The organism is Lacinutrix chionoecetis, assembly GCF_053604665.1.
In genome coordinates this window covers 14,099-29,077 of record NZ_JBSHNQ010000070.1, presented here as the reverse complement: position 1 = coordinate 29,077, position 14,979 = coordinate 14,099, and the positions used below count along the sequence as shown (strand labels likewise).

Genomic DNA, 14,979 nt, shown 5'->3' with positions numbered 1-14,979 from the left:
GGTTACTTTTATTTTCTCTGTCCTTGTTTAGGTTTTGGTGCTTTTTTAAATTCTTTCTCTGTAATAAAGCCATCTTCGTCTAAATCCACTTTATCAAAATGTTCACTTAATGGGCCTTTAATTTCAGCTTTTGAAAGTTTTCCATCTTTATCCTTATCCATTTCTTTAAGTAATTCTTTAAAGGTAGGTGGCTTTTTTCCTTGTCTGTCTTGAGATTGCCCAAAAGAATTATTAGATATTAATAGAGTAAAACCAAGAATGAATACTGTATTTGTAATAGAGTTACTTTTCATAATTAAATTTTTATTGTTACGTTTTTTAGATGCCAATAATCGAAAGAACTTGTGCAGACATTTGTTAAAAAAAGCACAAAAAAAAGACCTTATATTTATTAAGGTCTTTTTTTAGAATATTTATTTAAAGTGTTACTCTTCTCTTCTTGGTTTTTTTGGACGTCGATTATCAAATTGGCGTGCATTTTTTAGTATTTCACTAAAACGCTCCTTTTGTTCATCGTTACAAAGTTCGTAAAGACTTCTAAGTCTGCTAAACATTTCCTTTTCCCTAATGCTCTCCTTGTTTGTAATCGATTCAATTAAACTATCAACTGTTTTGTGACTCATTGATGGTGCTGTAATGTTGTTGAACAAGGCATCTTTATCAGATTTTATATTGTTATTAATAGCTTTCATAGCCTTGTGATGCTTATCTTCAAGTAACTTAAACTGCTCTATTTGTGCTTCATTTAGTTTAAGTTCTTTTGCAATAAAATTACCAGATTCTCTTGGCCCTTTTTGTTGTGGCCTTCCTAAATAATTGAATAAGAAAAAACCATTCATTATTATTAAGACTGCCAATAAAATGTATAAAACGGTATTTTTTTTCATGTTGTTATTATTAATCGATTATTTACTGCTTGTAAATAATGCTTTTTAGTACCTGACGATTATTACAATATATTCGTTTCATATTTACAAATTAAAAAGTGAAGACTCAGATGATGTAGACAAACCATAATCTGTAGCAAAACTTGAAATCGACTCATTATATTTTAAACTTTTTATTTGTTTAATAGCGTACACATTAATCGCTAAAACACAAATTAAAGTCGCTAATTGTAATTGTGGTGTAAACCAATTCCAAATCGATACTGGTACTTTTTCTTCTTTTTCAGTAAATAAACGCTCTAATGTTTTGTCCTTAAAAAAAGGAGATACTTTAACCTCGTTAATATTATCCAAGGCGTGTAGAGTGCGCTCCACTTTCTTTTCTATGTTGTTATTTGTTTTCATATTTCTTAATTATTAGATGCACAATAATTATAATACTTGCGTCTAATTATGATTTTTATAAAATTCGGTTAATACAATTTGCAAATTTTTTTTTGCTCTAAATAATAAAGACTCAATGGCGCTAATACTTTTATCTGTAATCTCGCTAATTTCTTTGTAACTCTTATCGTCTATTTTGTTTAACGTAAAGACTAAGCGTTGAGCTTCTGGCAATTTATTAATTGCTAAAAATAGAGTGTCACTTGTCTCTTTTTGCTCTAAAACTAATCCAGGATGATTAATCTCTGTAAAATAACTTGCTTTATCCAGGTTATAATCATTACCAGATAAGGATTGTAGAAAAGCAAAGCGCTTTTTGGCATTTCGTTTTCTAATAAATTCTAAACATTTATTTGTCGTTATTCTATAGATCCAGGTTGATAGTTTAGAGTTGCCTTTAAATTTATGTATAGAATTAAATACTTCTACAAATACCTCTTGTGTAATATCCTCTGCATCTTCCCTATTTGGCACAAAAGATAAACATGATCCAAATACTTTATGCTGAAAATCGTCCAATAACTTACTGTAAGAAGCTCTGGTTTGTTTTTTTAGTTGTTCTATAAATTCGGTTTCGGTCAAATAATGGACATTGTGTTAATACAGTTTAGATGCCATAATTTAAAAAAACTTGCGCTAACTGGTTAATTATTTTAAAAAAAACAATCTATCGATCTAAATATAAAAAAGCAATGAAAATTCGTGTTATTTAACGTACCTTTGCACGTTTTTAAAACTCAAAAAATGCGCTTACACAGGAACTTATGTTTTGCAACTGTTGATGGATTACTAATAATCTTTAACGAAGGACAATATGCAGATAAAGTAGTACAACAATTATTAAAACGCGACAAACGTTGGGGAAGTCGCGATAGAGGTTTCGTTGCCGAAACCACATACGACATAGTGCGTTGGAAACGCCTTTATGCTGAAATTGCAAACGTAAAGGAACCTTTCTCGCGTGACGATATTTGGCGCTTGTTTGCCGTTTGGGCTACCTTAAAAGGCGTTACATTACCAGATTGGAAATATTTTGAAAACACACCAACCAGAAAAATTAAAGGACGCTTTGATGAGCTATCTAAAATTAGAAAAATTAAAGAATCTTTTCCTGATTGGATGGATGAACTTATTGTTAGCGAGCTAGGAGAAAAAGTATGGAACAAAGAAGCCACAGCGCTTAACGAACAGGCTGATGTGATTTTACGAGTAAATACACTAAAAACGACCAAAGAGAAATTAAAATCAGAATTATTCGATTTAGATTTCGATACCGAAGAAATAAAAGGTTATCCAGATGCGCTTAAATTAAAAGAGCGTGCCAATGTGTTTACAACCGAAGCTTTTAAAAATGGATGGTTCGAGGTGCAAGATGCATCTTCACAAATGGTTTCAGAATTTTTGGACGTTAAACCAGGTATGAAAGTTGTAGATACTTGTGCAGGTGCTGGCGGAAAAACATTGCACATTGCGGCCTTAATGGAAAATAAAGGACAGGTGATTGCTATGGATATTTACGACAATAAATTAAAAGAATTAAAACGTCGTGCTAAACGTGCTGGAGCTCATAATCTTGAAATGCGCGTAATAGATTCTACAAAACCAATTAAAAAATTATACGACAAGGCAGATCGTGTTCTTATAGATGCGCCATGTTCCGGATTAGGTGTTTTACGCAGAAATCCAGATGCCAAATGGAAATTAGAACCAGAATTTTTAGAACGCATTAAAAAAACGCAAGCCGAAATTTTAGACAGTTATTCAAGAATGGTAAAGCCTGGAGGAAAATTAGTCTATGCAACCTGCTCTATTTTACCTTCAGAAAATCAAGTACAGGTTGATAAATTTCTAACATCGGAAAACGGAAAAAACTTTACCTTTATAAAAGATAAAAAGATTTTAAGCCACGAATTTGGATATGATGGATTCTATATGGCCTTATTGGAAAAGAAATCCTCAAATTAAACTTCTATATTATGAAACATTATTACCTAACATTAATCTTTATACTAACAGTCTGCATAGGTTTTGCTCAAATTCCGGCAAACTATTACGATAGTGCAAACGGACTTTCTGGCTATACGTTAAAAACCGAATTAAAAAACATAACATCAAACGGTCATACAGCTAGGACATATGATCAATTATACGATGGTGTTGGTGTTACTGGCTCTCAAGGTTACATAGATACACATTCCGATGTTAATGTTACTGGCGGCACTAACTATGAAAATGACGGAACTATTTTAGATATGTACTCTGAAGATCCATCTGGCGCAGATCCATATAATTTTACACATGGTAATATGCAATGCGGTAACCAATCTGAAGAAGGCGATTGTTATAACCGTGAGCACATTGTGCCGCAATCTTCCTTTAATAGCGCCTTTCCAATGCAAAGCGACATTCATCATGTTATTCCAACGGATGGTCGTGTAAATAATTTTAGAGGTAGTTTACCCTTTGCGAATGTGGCCACACCAGACTTCATTTCAGAAAATGGTTCTAAAAGAGGTTCAAGTGCAGTGTCTGGCTATAGTGGTGTGGTTTTCGAGCCAATAGACGAATTTAAAGGCGATATTGCAAGAGCACTACTCTATTTTGCAACACGTTATGAAGATACTGTAGATAATTACACAGGTTTTGATATGTTTAACGGCTCAAACGATCAAGTCTTTTTTCCTTGGGCAATTACAACCTTATTAGATTGGCATTATAATGTAGATCCTGTAGATCAAAGAGAAATTGCGCGTAATGATGAAGCTTATAATTTTCAAGGTAATGCTAATCCGTTTGTAGACCATCCTGAATACGCAAACCTGATTTGGAACCCAACGCCAGACACAACACCACCTACAAACCCAACTAACTTAGTCGCTTCAAATCCAACAGATAATTCTATAGATTTAACCTGGACCGCTTCTACAGATGATGTAGCAATAGCCTCATACAATATATATATAAATACCGCTTTTAGTTTTAACACTAATAATACATCTGGCACAGCAGCAGGCTTATTACCAGACACAACCTATTGTTTTACAGTTACAGCTGTAGATACCTCAGGTAACGAATCTGGCTTTAGTAACCAAACTTGTGAAACCACTACAGATAACGGTTCTACAGGAGGAAATGTAGATTTGTTTTTTTCAGAATATGTTGAAGGTGGTGGCACGAATAAAGCTTTAGAAATAGCAAATTATACTGGCTCTGCGGTAAACCTATCTGCTTACACTTTAAAATTAGCCTCTAATAATAATGGCTTTGGTACGGCCTATTCTTTTGCAACGTCTTCACTGTCTGATGGCGATGTTTATGTAGTTGCAAACAGCGGATTATCTGTTGCTTGCCAACCACAACAGGACGATGTTAATAACAGTATTACTGGATTTTCTGGTAACGATGCTATTGGTTTATTTAAAAATGATGTATTAATTGATATTATAGGCATTGAAGCGGATGGTGGAACCTTCGCTCAAAATGTAACCTTAATTAGAAAACCAACTATCGCATTTCCAACGACTACGTTCGACATTAATGAATGGAACCAATTACCACAAGACGATTGCTCTAATTTAGGCACGCATTTACAAACCTTAAGCACAAGCACATTTGAAGCGAACACATTTAAAATATATCCAAACCCAATTAACGGGACGCTTTTAAATATTGAAGTGAAACAAAATACACATTTTGAAATTTATAACATTTTAGGTAAAAAAATGTTAGAGGGCAATGTTACACCAGCAAACAAAGAAGTTAGTGTGTCAAGATTAAACAAAGGTGTTTATATTTTAAAATTAAATACGCAACAGGGAAGCATCTCTAAAAAATTAATAAAAGGATAACTAATTTTTATAATATAAAATTTAAAAGCGACTTTAATTAAAGTCGCTTTTTTTTGGTTAATAACCTAGTGAATAACTCTAAAATTAAGGCGACTTTTATAAGTTACAATTCCACTAAAAAACTTAAATTTGTGCTTTTAAAAAACAACACACAAACTATATTATAATGATTCACTTCTTCGGAAACCAAAACAGTAAAGTATTTGCTGTTCAAGCAACAAAAGAATTATCAACAGCAACCATTTCAAAATTGATTTGGTTATTTGGCAACCAGCCAAAAATAGAGCAAGCATCGTTAGATGCTTTTTTTATTGGACCAAGAGCTGCCATGATAACACCTTGGAGTACCAATGCCGTAGAAATTACCCAGAATATGGGTATAGAAGGTATTACGAGAATTGAAGAATTTAAAAGTTGTACTCAAGAGTTTCAGGATTTCGATCCTATGATTTCAGAAAAATACAAGACTTTAAATCAAGAGTCTTTTACTATCGCCATTAAACCAGATCCTATTCTTGAAATTGAAGATATTTCAGCATACAACAATCAAGAAGGTTTAGCATTAAATGAAGAAGAGATTGAATATTTAGAAGGCGTTTCAAAAAAAATTGGTCGTCCGTTAACAGATTCTGAAGTTTTTGGGTTTTCCCAAGTTAATTCAGAGCATTGCCGACATAAAATATTTAACGGTACGTTTATAATAGATGGAGAAGAAAAACCAACATCGCTATTTAAATTAATAAAAGAGACATCTAAGCAAAATCCAAATTCAATAGTTTCGGCATATAAAGATAATGTTGCCTTTATTGAAGGTCCAAAAGTAGAACAATTTGCACCAAAAACTGCCGATAAACCAGATTTCTACCAAACCGAAGATTACGACTCTGTAATTTCTTTAAAAGCCGAAACACACAACTTCCCAACAACTGTAGAGCCATTTAATGGCGCAGCAACTGGTTCTGGTGGTGAGATAAGAGATAGATTAGCAGGTGGAAAAGGTTCACTACCATTAGCAGGAACAGCTGTTTATATGACATCGTATTCGCGATTAGAAGAAAACAGACCATGGGAACAAAAATTTGAAGCGCGCGATTGGTTATACCAAACGCCAATGGATATTCTTATTAAAGCAAGTAATGGTGCTTCAGACTTTGGAAACAAATTTGGGCAACCACTAATTTGTGGTTCTGTACTTACTTTCGAACATGAACAAGATGGCAGAAAATTAGGTTACGATAAAGTAATTATGCAAGCTGGCGGAATAGGCTATGGCAAGGCAGAACAGGCTATAAAAGATATACCAAAAGAAGGCGATAAAATAGTAATATTAGGCGGTGAAAATTACCGTATTGGAATGGGTGGAGCAGCCGTTTCAAGTGCAGATACTGGCGAGTTTGCTTCCGGAATTGAATTAAATGCAGTACAACGTTCTAATCCAGAAATGCAAAAACGTGCTGCAAATGCCGTTCGAGGTATGGTGGAAAGTAAGGAGAATTTTATTGTTTCTATTCACGATCATGGCGCTGGTGGACATTTAAACTGCTTGTCTGAATTAGTTGAAGATACTGGTGGGACAATAAATTTAGATGCACTTCCTGTTGGAGACCCAACGCTGTCTGCAAAGGAAATTATTGGTAATGAATCTCAAGAACGTATGGGATTGGTTATAGCAGAAAAACATTTAGACACTTTACATAAAATTGCAGAACGTGAACGTTCCCCAATGTATACTGTTGGTGATGTTACTGGAAATAACCGGTTTACCTTTCAATCTAAAACTAATGGTGATAAACCAATGGATTTAGCATTAGAAGACATGTTTGGAAGCTCTCCAAAAACCGTAATGAATGATGTTACTGTAGATAGAAATTACGGTGGCATTTCGTACAATCCAGATGAATTTTACAAGTATTTAGACCAAGTGTTACAACTGGAAGCTGTGGCGTGTAAAGACTGGTTAACTAATAAAGTAGACCGTTGCGTTGGCGGGAAAGTAGCCAAACAACAATGTGTTGGCCCATTACAAATACCGCTTAATAATGTTGGCGTTATGGCCCTGGATTATCAAGGAAAAGAGGGTGTTGCCACATCTATTGGCCACTCGCCTATTTCAGGATTAATAAATCCTGTTGCTGGTAGCCGTAACAGTATTACAGAGGCTTTAACCAATATTATTTGGGCGCCTTTAAAAGATGGATTAAAAAGCGTGTCTTTATCGGCAAACTGGATGTGGCCATGTAAAAATGAAGGCGAAGATGCGCGTTTGTATGAAGCCGTAAAAGCCATTTCAGAATATGCTATAGATTTAGGGATTAATGTTCCAACTGGAAAAGACTCTTTATCTATGAAACAAAAGTATCCTAACGAAGAGGTTATTTCTCCGGGAACAGTAATCATTTCGGCTGCTGGAAACTGTAGTGCTATTTCTAAAGTGGTTGAGCCTTTGTTTAAACAAAACGCTGGTGATATTTACTACATTAATTTATCGCAAGACGATTTTAAATTAGGCGGAAGCTCTTTTGCCCAAGTATTAAATAAAATTGGTAACGATGCGCCAAATGTAAACAATACAGCCTTTGTAAAAACAGTTTTTAATACCATACAGCAATTAATTAAAGACGGACAAATTGTTGCCGGACACGATGTGGCATCTGGTGGATTAATAACGACGTTATTAGAAATGTGTTTTGCCAATGTTAATATTGGTGCAGAATTAGATATTACAGCGTTAAATCAAAAAGATTCTTGCAAAGTATTATTTGGTGAAAATGCAGGTATTGTATTTCAATCTAAAGATGCTTCAATAGAAGAAATATTGAATGCTGCAAGCATAGAGTTCTTCAACATAGGTAAAGTTACAAATACCGATGTTTTAAGTGTTATTAATAATGCTGAAGTATTTACTATGACAGTCTCTCGTTTGCGTGATGTATGGTATAAAACGTCATTCCTTTTAGACCAGAAACAAACCGCAAATAATTTAGCTGAAGCACGCTACAAAAACTACGCTATTCAGCCATTAAAATATAAATTCCCCAAGCATTTTACTGGAAAATTAGAAGACGTATTAAAACTGAATACTGTCACTTCGAGTGATTCGCCAAAAGCGAATCGTATCGAGAAGCCAAAAGCAGCAATATTACGTGAAAAAGGAAGTAATTCTGAACGAGAAATGGCAAATGCTATGCATTTAGCTGGTTTTGATGTTAAGGATGTACACATGACCGATTTAATTTCTGGTCGTGAGGATTTAAAAGACATTCAGTTTTTAGGTGCTGTTGGTGGTTTTTCCAATAGTGACGTTTTAGGCTCCGCAAAAGGTTGGGCTGGAGCAATTAAATACAATGAAAAAGCAAACAAAGTTATTAACGATTTCTTTAACCGTGAAGACACTCTTTCTGTTGGAATTTGTAATGGTTGCCAATTATTTATGGAGTTGGATTTAATCAATCAAGAACACAATGTACATGGAAAAATGCTTCATAACGATTCTAAAAAACATGAAAGTTCATTTACTTCTGTAGCCATTCAAAAAAATAATTCGGTAATGTTATCGTCGCTTGAAGGTACAGAATTAGGTGTTTGGATTTCTCATGGTGAAGGAAAATTTAGTTTACCAAATACAGAAGACCAATATAATATTGTTGCAAAATATGGCTATGAAGGTTACCCAAATAATCCAAATGGCTCAGACTTTAACACAGCAATGCTTTGCGATAAAACCGGAAGGCACTTGGTAACAATGCCACACATAGAGCGTTCAACGTTTCAATGGAACTGGGCAAATTATCCAGAAAACAGACAAGATGAAGTTTCACCATGGCTAGAGGCTTTTGTAAATGCAAGACTTTGGATTGAAAAAATCTAAAAGTTAAAAATAGTGGATAGTTAGTTTGTTATAGTAAGAAAATTCATATTTTTGTGGTGCTATTTAATTGAATAACATTCCTTTATTATGACATATAATGCTATTACAAGCAACGATCCTAATAGCTTGGTTGAAGCATTTTTTGAACTTTATTTTTCTGAAACAGTAGTACCTTATAAGAGTTTAATTATTCCTACTGGATTGCATACTCTCACCCACACCTCTAAAGGGATGAATAAGATGTTAGTGGACGATAAAATTTACACTAGTGAGAAACTTATTATATCTGGACAATCCACTAAGTCCTATTTATTAAATGTAGACGAAGAAACTAAATGCTGCGGTTTATTGCTTAGGCCTACAACATTCTACAAATTAACCCAACAGAATGTATCTAAATTAAACAATAAACATGTGCCATTACAAAACATATCGAAATCTCTTTTCGAGACATTCAACACCTTTTTTTTAGAAAATAATAGTGGAGGAAAAGCGCTTAAAAATATAGAAACACTTATTAAAAAGCTTCCATTAACTATTGATAAAGATACTGAAAATGTGGACAATGCCATAGCTATAATAAACCGTAGAAAAGGAAAAATTTCAATTAATGATCTTTTAGAACATATACCTGTATCCCAAAAAACGTTAGAGCTACAATTCAATAAAATTGTTGGTTTAACTCCAAAAAAATATGCAAGACTGTACCGCTTTAGCTTAATAATGAAAAAATACAATGCCAGCGACTTAAAATTGAAAGATTTAGTAGAAATGTACAATTTTCACGACGCCTCTCATTTTATTAAAGAATTTAAATATTTTATGAACGAATCGCCAAAATCATATTTTAAAAATGAAAGTGAATTGATAAAAAAATACTTAAAATAGTAGATATTACGATTTTTTACACCTTTATTTAACATAAACTGTTTATATTTACACAGAATTTATACCGATTCTTTATTTAATTAAATGAAAGTTAAGGGATTCATTTAAAAATAGTTAGTTATTAAATAAAATTTAAATTAAGGTATAATTTCTTGCTATCAATCAATTAGCAGAGGAGCTGTTTTTCAACAGCTCCTTTTTTTTGCAACATATTTGAAATGCTACTAAAAATTCATACTTTGCAGAACTAATAACTTCCAATATAATCCATGACTGAAATAACTCGCCTTTTCGATTTTCCGCATTATCAACTAAAGCACAAACCAAATGATAAAGCTTTAATAACAAAATATAATGGTAAGTGGGAAGCTATATCAACTCAAGAATATGTAGATAAAGCTAATACAATAAGTAGAGCTTTATTACGATTGGGCATCGAAAAAGACGATAAAATTGCAGTTATCTCAACTACCAATAGAACCGAATGGAATATTATGGATATTGGTATTCTACAATTAGGAGCACAAAATATTCCTATATATCCAACCATCTCTGCAGAAGATTACGAATACGTATTAAACCATAGCGAATCTATATATTGTTTTGTTTCTGATGCTGAAGTTTTAGAAAAAGTAAAAAAAGTACAAGCAAATACCAATGTTAAAGAAGTATATTCTTTTAACCACATAGAGGGTTGCAAACATTACTCAGAGCTATTTGAACTAGGTAAAGACGATAGTAATCAACTTGAAGTTGAAGCAAGAAAAGATGCAGTTAAACCTAACGATTTAGCAACAATAATTTATACATCTGGTACAACGGGTAAACCAAAAGGTGTTATGCTCTCTCATTGGAATATCACTAGTAACGCCTTGGATAGTTCGCCAAGAGTACCTTTAAAAAATGGTGAAAACAAAGTCTTAAGCTTTTTACCTATTTGCCATATTTTCGAACGTGTACTTATTTATGTATATCAATACGCTGGCACCTCTATTTATTTTGCCGAAGCTATTGATAAAATTGCAGATAACTCAAAAGAAGTAAAACCTAATTTAATGAGTGTTGTACCAAGACTCTTAGAAAAAGTTTTTGATAAAATAATGCTTAAGGGAGAAGAATTATCTGGCATTAAAAAAAATCTTTTTTATTGGGCAGTTAGATTGGCCGAAAAATGGGAGCCTTATGGAAAAAACGGCTGGTGGTACGAATTTAAACTTAGCATTGCCAATAAACTCATTTTTAGTAAATGGCGAGAAGCTCTTGGTGGTGAATTAAGCACAATGGTTTCAGGTAGTGCTGCTTTACAACCTCGATTAACACGTATTTTTTGCGCTGCAGGTATGCAGGTTATGGAGGGTTACGGTCTTACAGAAACCTCTCCGGTTGTAGCTGTTGGAGTTTATAAAGATCATGGTTTTAGAGTGGGTGCGGTTGGTAAACCTATAAGGAATGTCGAAGTTAAAATTGCAGAAGATGGAGAAATTTTAATTAAAGGACCTAACGTAATGCTTGGTTATTATAAAGATCCGGAAAAAACTGCAGAGGTGATGACTAAAGATTATTTCCATACTGGTGATAAAGGAGAAATTGATGCAGACGGTTTCTTAAAAATTACAGGTCGTAAAAAAGAAATGTTCAAAACGTCTGGTGGAAAATATGTTATTCCACCTCTTTTGGAAAACGATATGAAGCAATCCCTTTTTATAGAACAAATTATGGTTGTTGGTGAAAGTGAAAAGATGCCCGCAGCCATAATTCAGCCTAATTTCGATTTTATTCGCGATTGGATTGACCTTAAAAAGCATAAGGTTGGAAAATCTAATTCAGAAATAGCCAATTCGGAAATTGTTATAAATCGTATTCAGGAAGAAGTAGCTAAATACAATAAACATTTTGGCAAATGGGAACAAATAAAACGTTTTGAACTAACTCCAGACGTGTGGTCTATTGAAGGTGGTCACTTAACACCTACTATGAAAATGAAACGTAAAATAATTAAAGAAATTTATCAAGATCTTTACAATAAAATTTATAGAGCTTAAAGATAAAACATCTTAATCTGTAGTTTTTTTCGTTTCAAACAAAAACTTTCAATAATTTATTATGCATGCATAGTATTTTTTCACTATCTTTGAATATCATTTCTAAATGATTTTAAATTTAATGAAAGAAAAAACCATAGATTATCTACTACGTACCACTTGGTTAGCAGTTAATAAAATGTATAATGAAGAAGCCGCAAAGTTCGATACAACTATGGCTACTGGTTTTACATTATTAAGCATCGATCCAGAAAATGGTACACCATCAACTTCTCTCGGTCCCATTATGGGCATGGAGGCAACAAGCCTTTCTCGCATTTTAAAGAAAATGGACGAACTAGGTTTAATTGAGCGTAAGCCAAACCCAGACGATGGACGTGGCGTACTCATTTACTTAACCGAATTTGGCAGAGAAAAAAGAGAATATTCTCGCGAACGCGTGCTCACTTTTAATAACAAAGTTAAAGAGCATGTATCTGAAGAAAAATTAAAACACTTTCAGGAAGTAACTGAAACTATTAACGAATTGATTTCAAACAAAAAAATATACAACCAAAAACAATCTGTTTAAATAATATGAGCACACGTAGAATTAAAAAAGTAGCAATTATAGGTTCCGGAATAATGGGATCTGGTATTACATGCCATTTTGCAAATATTGGTGTCGATGTCTTATTATTAGATATCGTGCCAAGAGAACTCAATGACAAGGAAAAAGCTAAGGGACTTACATTAGAAGATAAGGCAGTAAGAAATCGCTTAGTAAACGATGCCTTAACAGCATCTTTAAAATCGAAACCTTCTCCAATTTATCATCCATCATTCGCCAATAGAATTACTACAGGAAATTTAGAAGACGATATTAAAAAAGTCGCTCACGTAGATTGGATTATGGAAGTTGTAGTAGAAAGACTTGATATTAAACAACAAGTATTCGAAAAACTTGAAAAATATAGAACTCCAGGTACTTTAATTACTTCTAACACTTCTGGTATTCCAATTAAATTTATGAGTGAAGGACGAAGTGAAGATTTCCAAAAACACTTTTGTGGTACGCACTTTTTCAATCCTGCACGCTATTTAAAATTATTCGAAATCATTCCTGGACCTAAAACCGATGCATCAGTTTTAGAATTTTTAAATAATTATGGAGAAAAATTCTTAGGCAAAACCTCTGTAGTGGCGAAAGACACACCGGCTTTTATTGGAAACCGAATAGGAATTTTCAGTATTCAAAGTTTATTTCATGCTGTAAAAGATTTAGACTTAACAGTAGAAGAAGTTGATAAGTTATCAGGACCAGTAATTGGTCGTCCAAAATCTGCTACCTTTAGAACAGTAGACGTTGTTGGATTAGATACATTAGTTCACGTAGCTAACGGTATTAGAGAAAACTGTCCTAAAGATGAAAGATTAGAATTATTTAAATTACCAGATTTCATCAATACCATGATGGAAAACAAATGGTTAGGAAGCAAAACAGGTCAAGGTTTCTACAAAAAAGTTAGAAAAGATGATGGTTCATCAGAAATTTTAACACTAGACCTAAATACATTAGAATACCGATCGGCCAAAAAAGCAAAATTTGCCACTTTAGAATTAACAAAAACAATCGATAAAGTAGCAGACCGATTTAAAGTATTAGTAAAAGGAAAAGATAAAGCCGGAGAATTTTACAGAAAAAGTTTTTCAGCATTATTTGCATACGTTTCAAATCGTATTCCTGAAATCACAGACGAGCTATACAAAATTGACGATGCTATGAAAGCTGGTTTTGGCTGGGAACATGGTCCTTTCCAAATCTGGGATGCGATTGGTGTGGAAAAAGGAATAGAAATGATGCAAGCCGAAGGTTTAAAACCTGCAGACTGGGTTCAAGACATGATTGCCTCTGGAAGCGATAGCTTCTACTCTATCAAAGATGGTGCTACATATTTTTATGATATTCCTAAGAAAGAACAACAAAAAATCCCTGGACAGGATGCGTTTATCATTTTAGATAACATTAGAAAAACGACCGAAGTGTTTAGCAATTCTGGTGTTTCTGTTCAAGATTTAGGAGATGGTATTCTTAATGTAGAATTCCAATCTAAAATGAATACTATAGGTGGAGATGTTTTAGCAGGATTAAATAAGGCAATTGATATGGCTGAAAAAGATTTTGCAGGATTAATTGTTGGTAATCAAGGACCAAACTTCTCTGTTGGTGCAAATATCGGGATGATTTTTATGATGGCTGCAGAACAAGAATACGATGAACTTAATGCAGCAATTAAATATTTTCAAGACACAATGATGCGTATGCGTTACTCTGCAATACCAACAATTTCTGCACCTCACGGTATGGCTTTAGGTGGTGGTTGTGAATTATCACTACACGCAGATAAAGTAGTAGCCGCAGCAGAAACTTATATGGGACTGGTAGAGTTTGGTGTAGGAGTTATTCCAGGTGGTGGAGGTTCTAAAGAAATGGCCCTAAGAGCATCAGATACGTTTAAGAAAGGTGATGTGCAGTTAAACACTTTACAAGAATATTTCTTAACAATAGGAATGGCAAAAGTATCAACTTCGGCATACGAAGCATTCGATTTAGGTCTATTACAAAAAGGAAAAGACATAGTCGTTGTAAATAAAGATCGCCAGATAGCAACAGCAAAAGCACATGCGAAATTAATGGCAGACGCTGGTTATACGCAACCTGTTCTTAGAAACGATGTATTAGTACTTGGTAAACAAGCATTAGGTATGTTTTTAGTAGGAACAGATTCTATGCAAGACTCTAATTATATTAGTGAGCATGACATGAAAATCGCCAATAAATTAGCTTATGTTATGGCTGGAGGAGATTTATCAGAACCAACTAAAGTTAGCGAACAATATTTGTTAGACTTAGAACGAGAAGCTTTTCTTTCACTTTGTACAGAACGCAAAACATTAGAGAGAATACAGCATATGTTAACTAAAGGAAAACCGCTTAGAAATTAGAACCAAGAACCAAGACA

Annotated in this window: 11 protein-coding genes; 7 read left to right on the top strand and 4 right to left on the bottom strand. The window is 33.6% G+C overall.

The annotated features are described in order from the left end of the window. Positions 1-8: 8 nt before the first annotated feature. The 4 genes from ACVC43_RS04455 to ACVC43_RS04440 form a co-directional block, all read right to left on the bottom strand. Positions 9-293 (bottom strand): EF-hand domain-containing protein, encoded by a 285-nt coding sequence (locus tag ACVC43_RS04455; RefSeq protein WP_452223370.1) that lies wholly within the window; start codon positions 291-293, stop codon positions 9-11. Positions 294-425: 132 nt separating this feature from the next. Beyond that, positions 426-887, bottom strand: coding sequence for a Spy/CpxP family protein refolding chaperone (locus tag ACVC43_RS04450; protein ID WP_452223369.1), 462 nt, complete (start codon positions 885-887; stop codon positions 426-428). An 84-nt stretch (positions 888-971) separates the two neighbouring features. Then, on the bottom strand, positions 972-1,292 hold the full coding sequence (locus ACVC43_RS04445) for a hypothetical protein (RefSeq protein ID WP_452223368.1): 321 nt from the start codon (positions 1,290-1,292) through the stop codon (positions 972-974). A gap of 42 nt (positions 1,293-1,334) precedes the next feature. After that, the gene (locus ACVC43_RS04440) at positions 1,335-1,913 is read right to left on the bottom strand and encodes an RNA polymerase sigma factor (RefSeq protein WP_452223367.1); all 579 of its coding nucleotides are present in this window, start codon (positions 1,911-1,913) and stop codon (positions 1,335-1,337) included. 162 nt (positions 1,914-2,075) lie between these two features. On the opposite strand from ACVC43_RS04440, the gene ACVC43_RS04435 reads away from it, so the two are divergent. The 7 genes from ACVC43_RS04435 (at position 2,076) to ACVC43_RS04405 (ending at position 14,962) form a co-directional block, all read left to right on the top strand. Next, positions 2,076-3,296: an RsmB/NOP family class I SAM-dependent RNA methyltransferase gene (locus ACVC43_RS04435; protein ID WP_452223366.1), complete on the top strand. Its 1,221-nt coding sequence runs from the start codon at positions 2,076-2,078 to the stop codon at positions 3,294-3,296. Between the two features lie 11 nt (positions 3,297-3,307). After that, the gene (locus ACVC43_RS04430; RefSeq protein WP_452223365.1) at positions 3,308-5,179 is read left to right on the top strand and encodes an endonuclease; all 1,872 of its coding nucleotides are present in this window, start codon (positions 3,308-3,310) and stop codon (positions 5,177-5,179) included. A 166-nt stretch (positions 5,180-5,345) separates the two neighbouring features. After that, the gene (purL, locus tag ACVC43_RS04425; protein WP_452223364.1) at positions 5,346-9,047 is read left to right on the top strand and encodes a phosphoribosylformylglycinamidine synthase; all 3,702 of its coding nucleotides are present in this window, start codon (positions 5,346-5,348) and stop codon (positions 9,045-9,047) included. 87 nt (positions 9,048-9,134) lie between these two features. Continuing rightward, complete coding sequence (locus tag ACVC43_RS04420; protein WP_452223363.1) at positions 9,135-9,935, top strand: helix-turn-helix domain-containing protein; 801 nt, start codon at positions 9,135-9,137, stop codon at positions 9,933-9,935. 269 nt (positions 9,936-10,204) lie between these two features. Continuing rightward, a complete protein-coding gene (locus tag ACVC43_RS04415) occupies positions 10,205-11,977 on the top strand; it encodes an AMP-dependent synthetase/ligase (protein ID WP_452223362.1) in 1,773 nt (590 codons plus the stop codon). 121 nt (positions 11,978-12,098) lie between these two features. Further along, positions 12,099-12,548: a MarR family winged helix-turn-helix transcriptional regulator gene (locus ACVC43_RS04410; RefSeq protein ID WP_452223361.1), complete on the top strand. Its 450-nt coding sequence runs from the start codon at positions 12,099-12,101 to the stop codon at positions 12,546-12,548. Positions 12,549-12,553: 5 nt separating this feature from the next. Further along, positions 12,554-14,962 (top strand): 3-hydroxyacyl-CoA dehydrogenase NAD-binding domain-containing protein, encoded by a 2,409-nt coding sequence (locus ACVC43_RS04405; RefSeq protein WP_452223360.1) that lies wholly within the window; start codon positions 12,554-12,556, stop codon positions 14,960-14,962. Positions 14,963-14,979 lie beyond the last annotated feature (17 nt).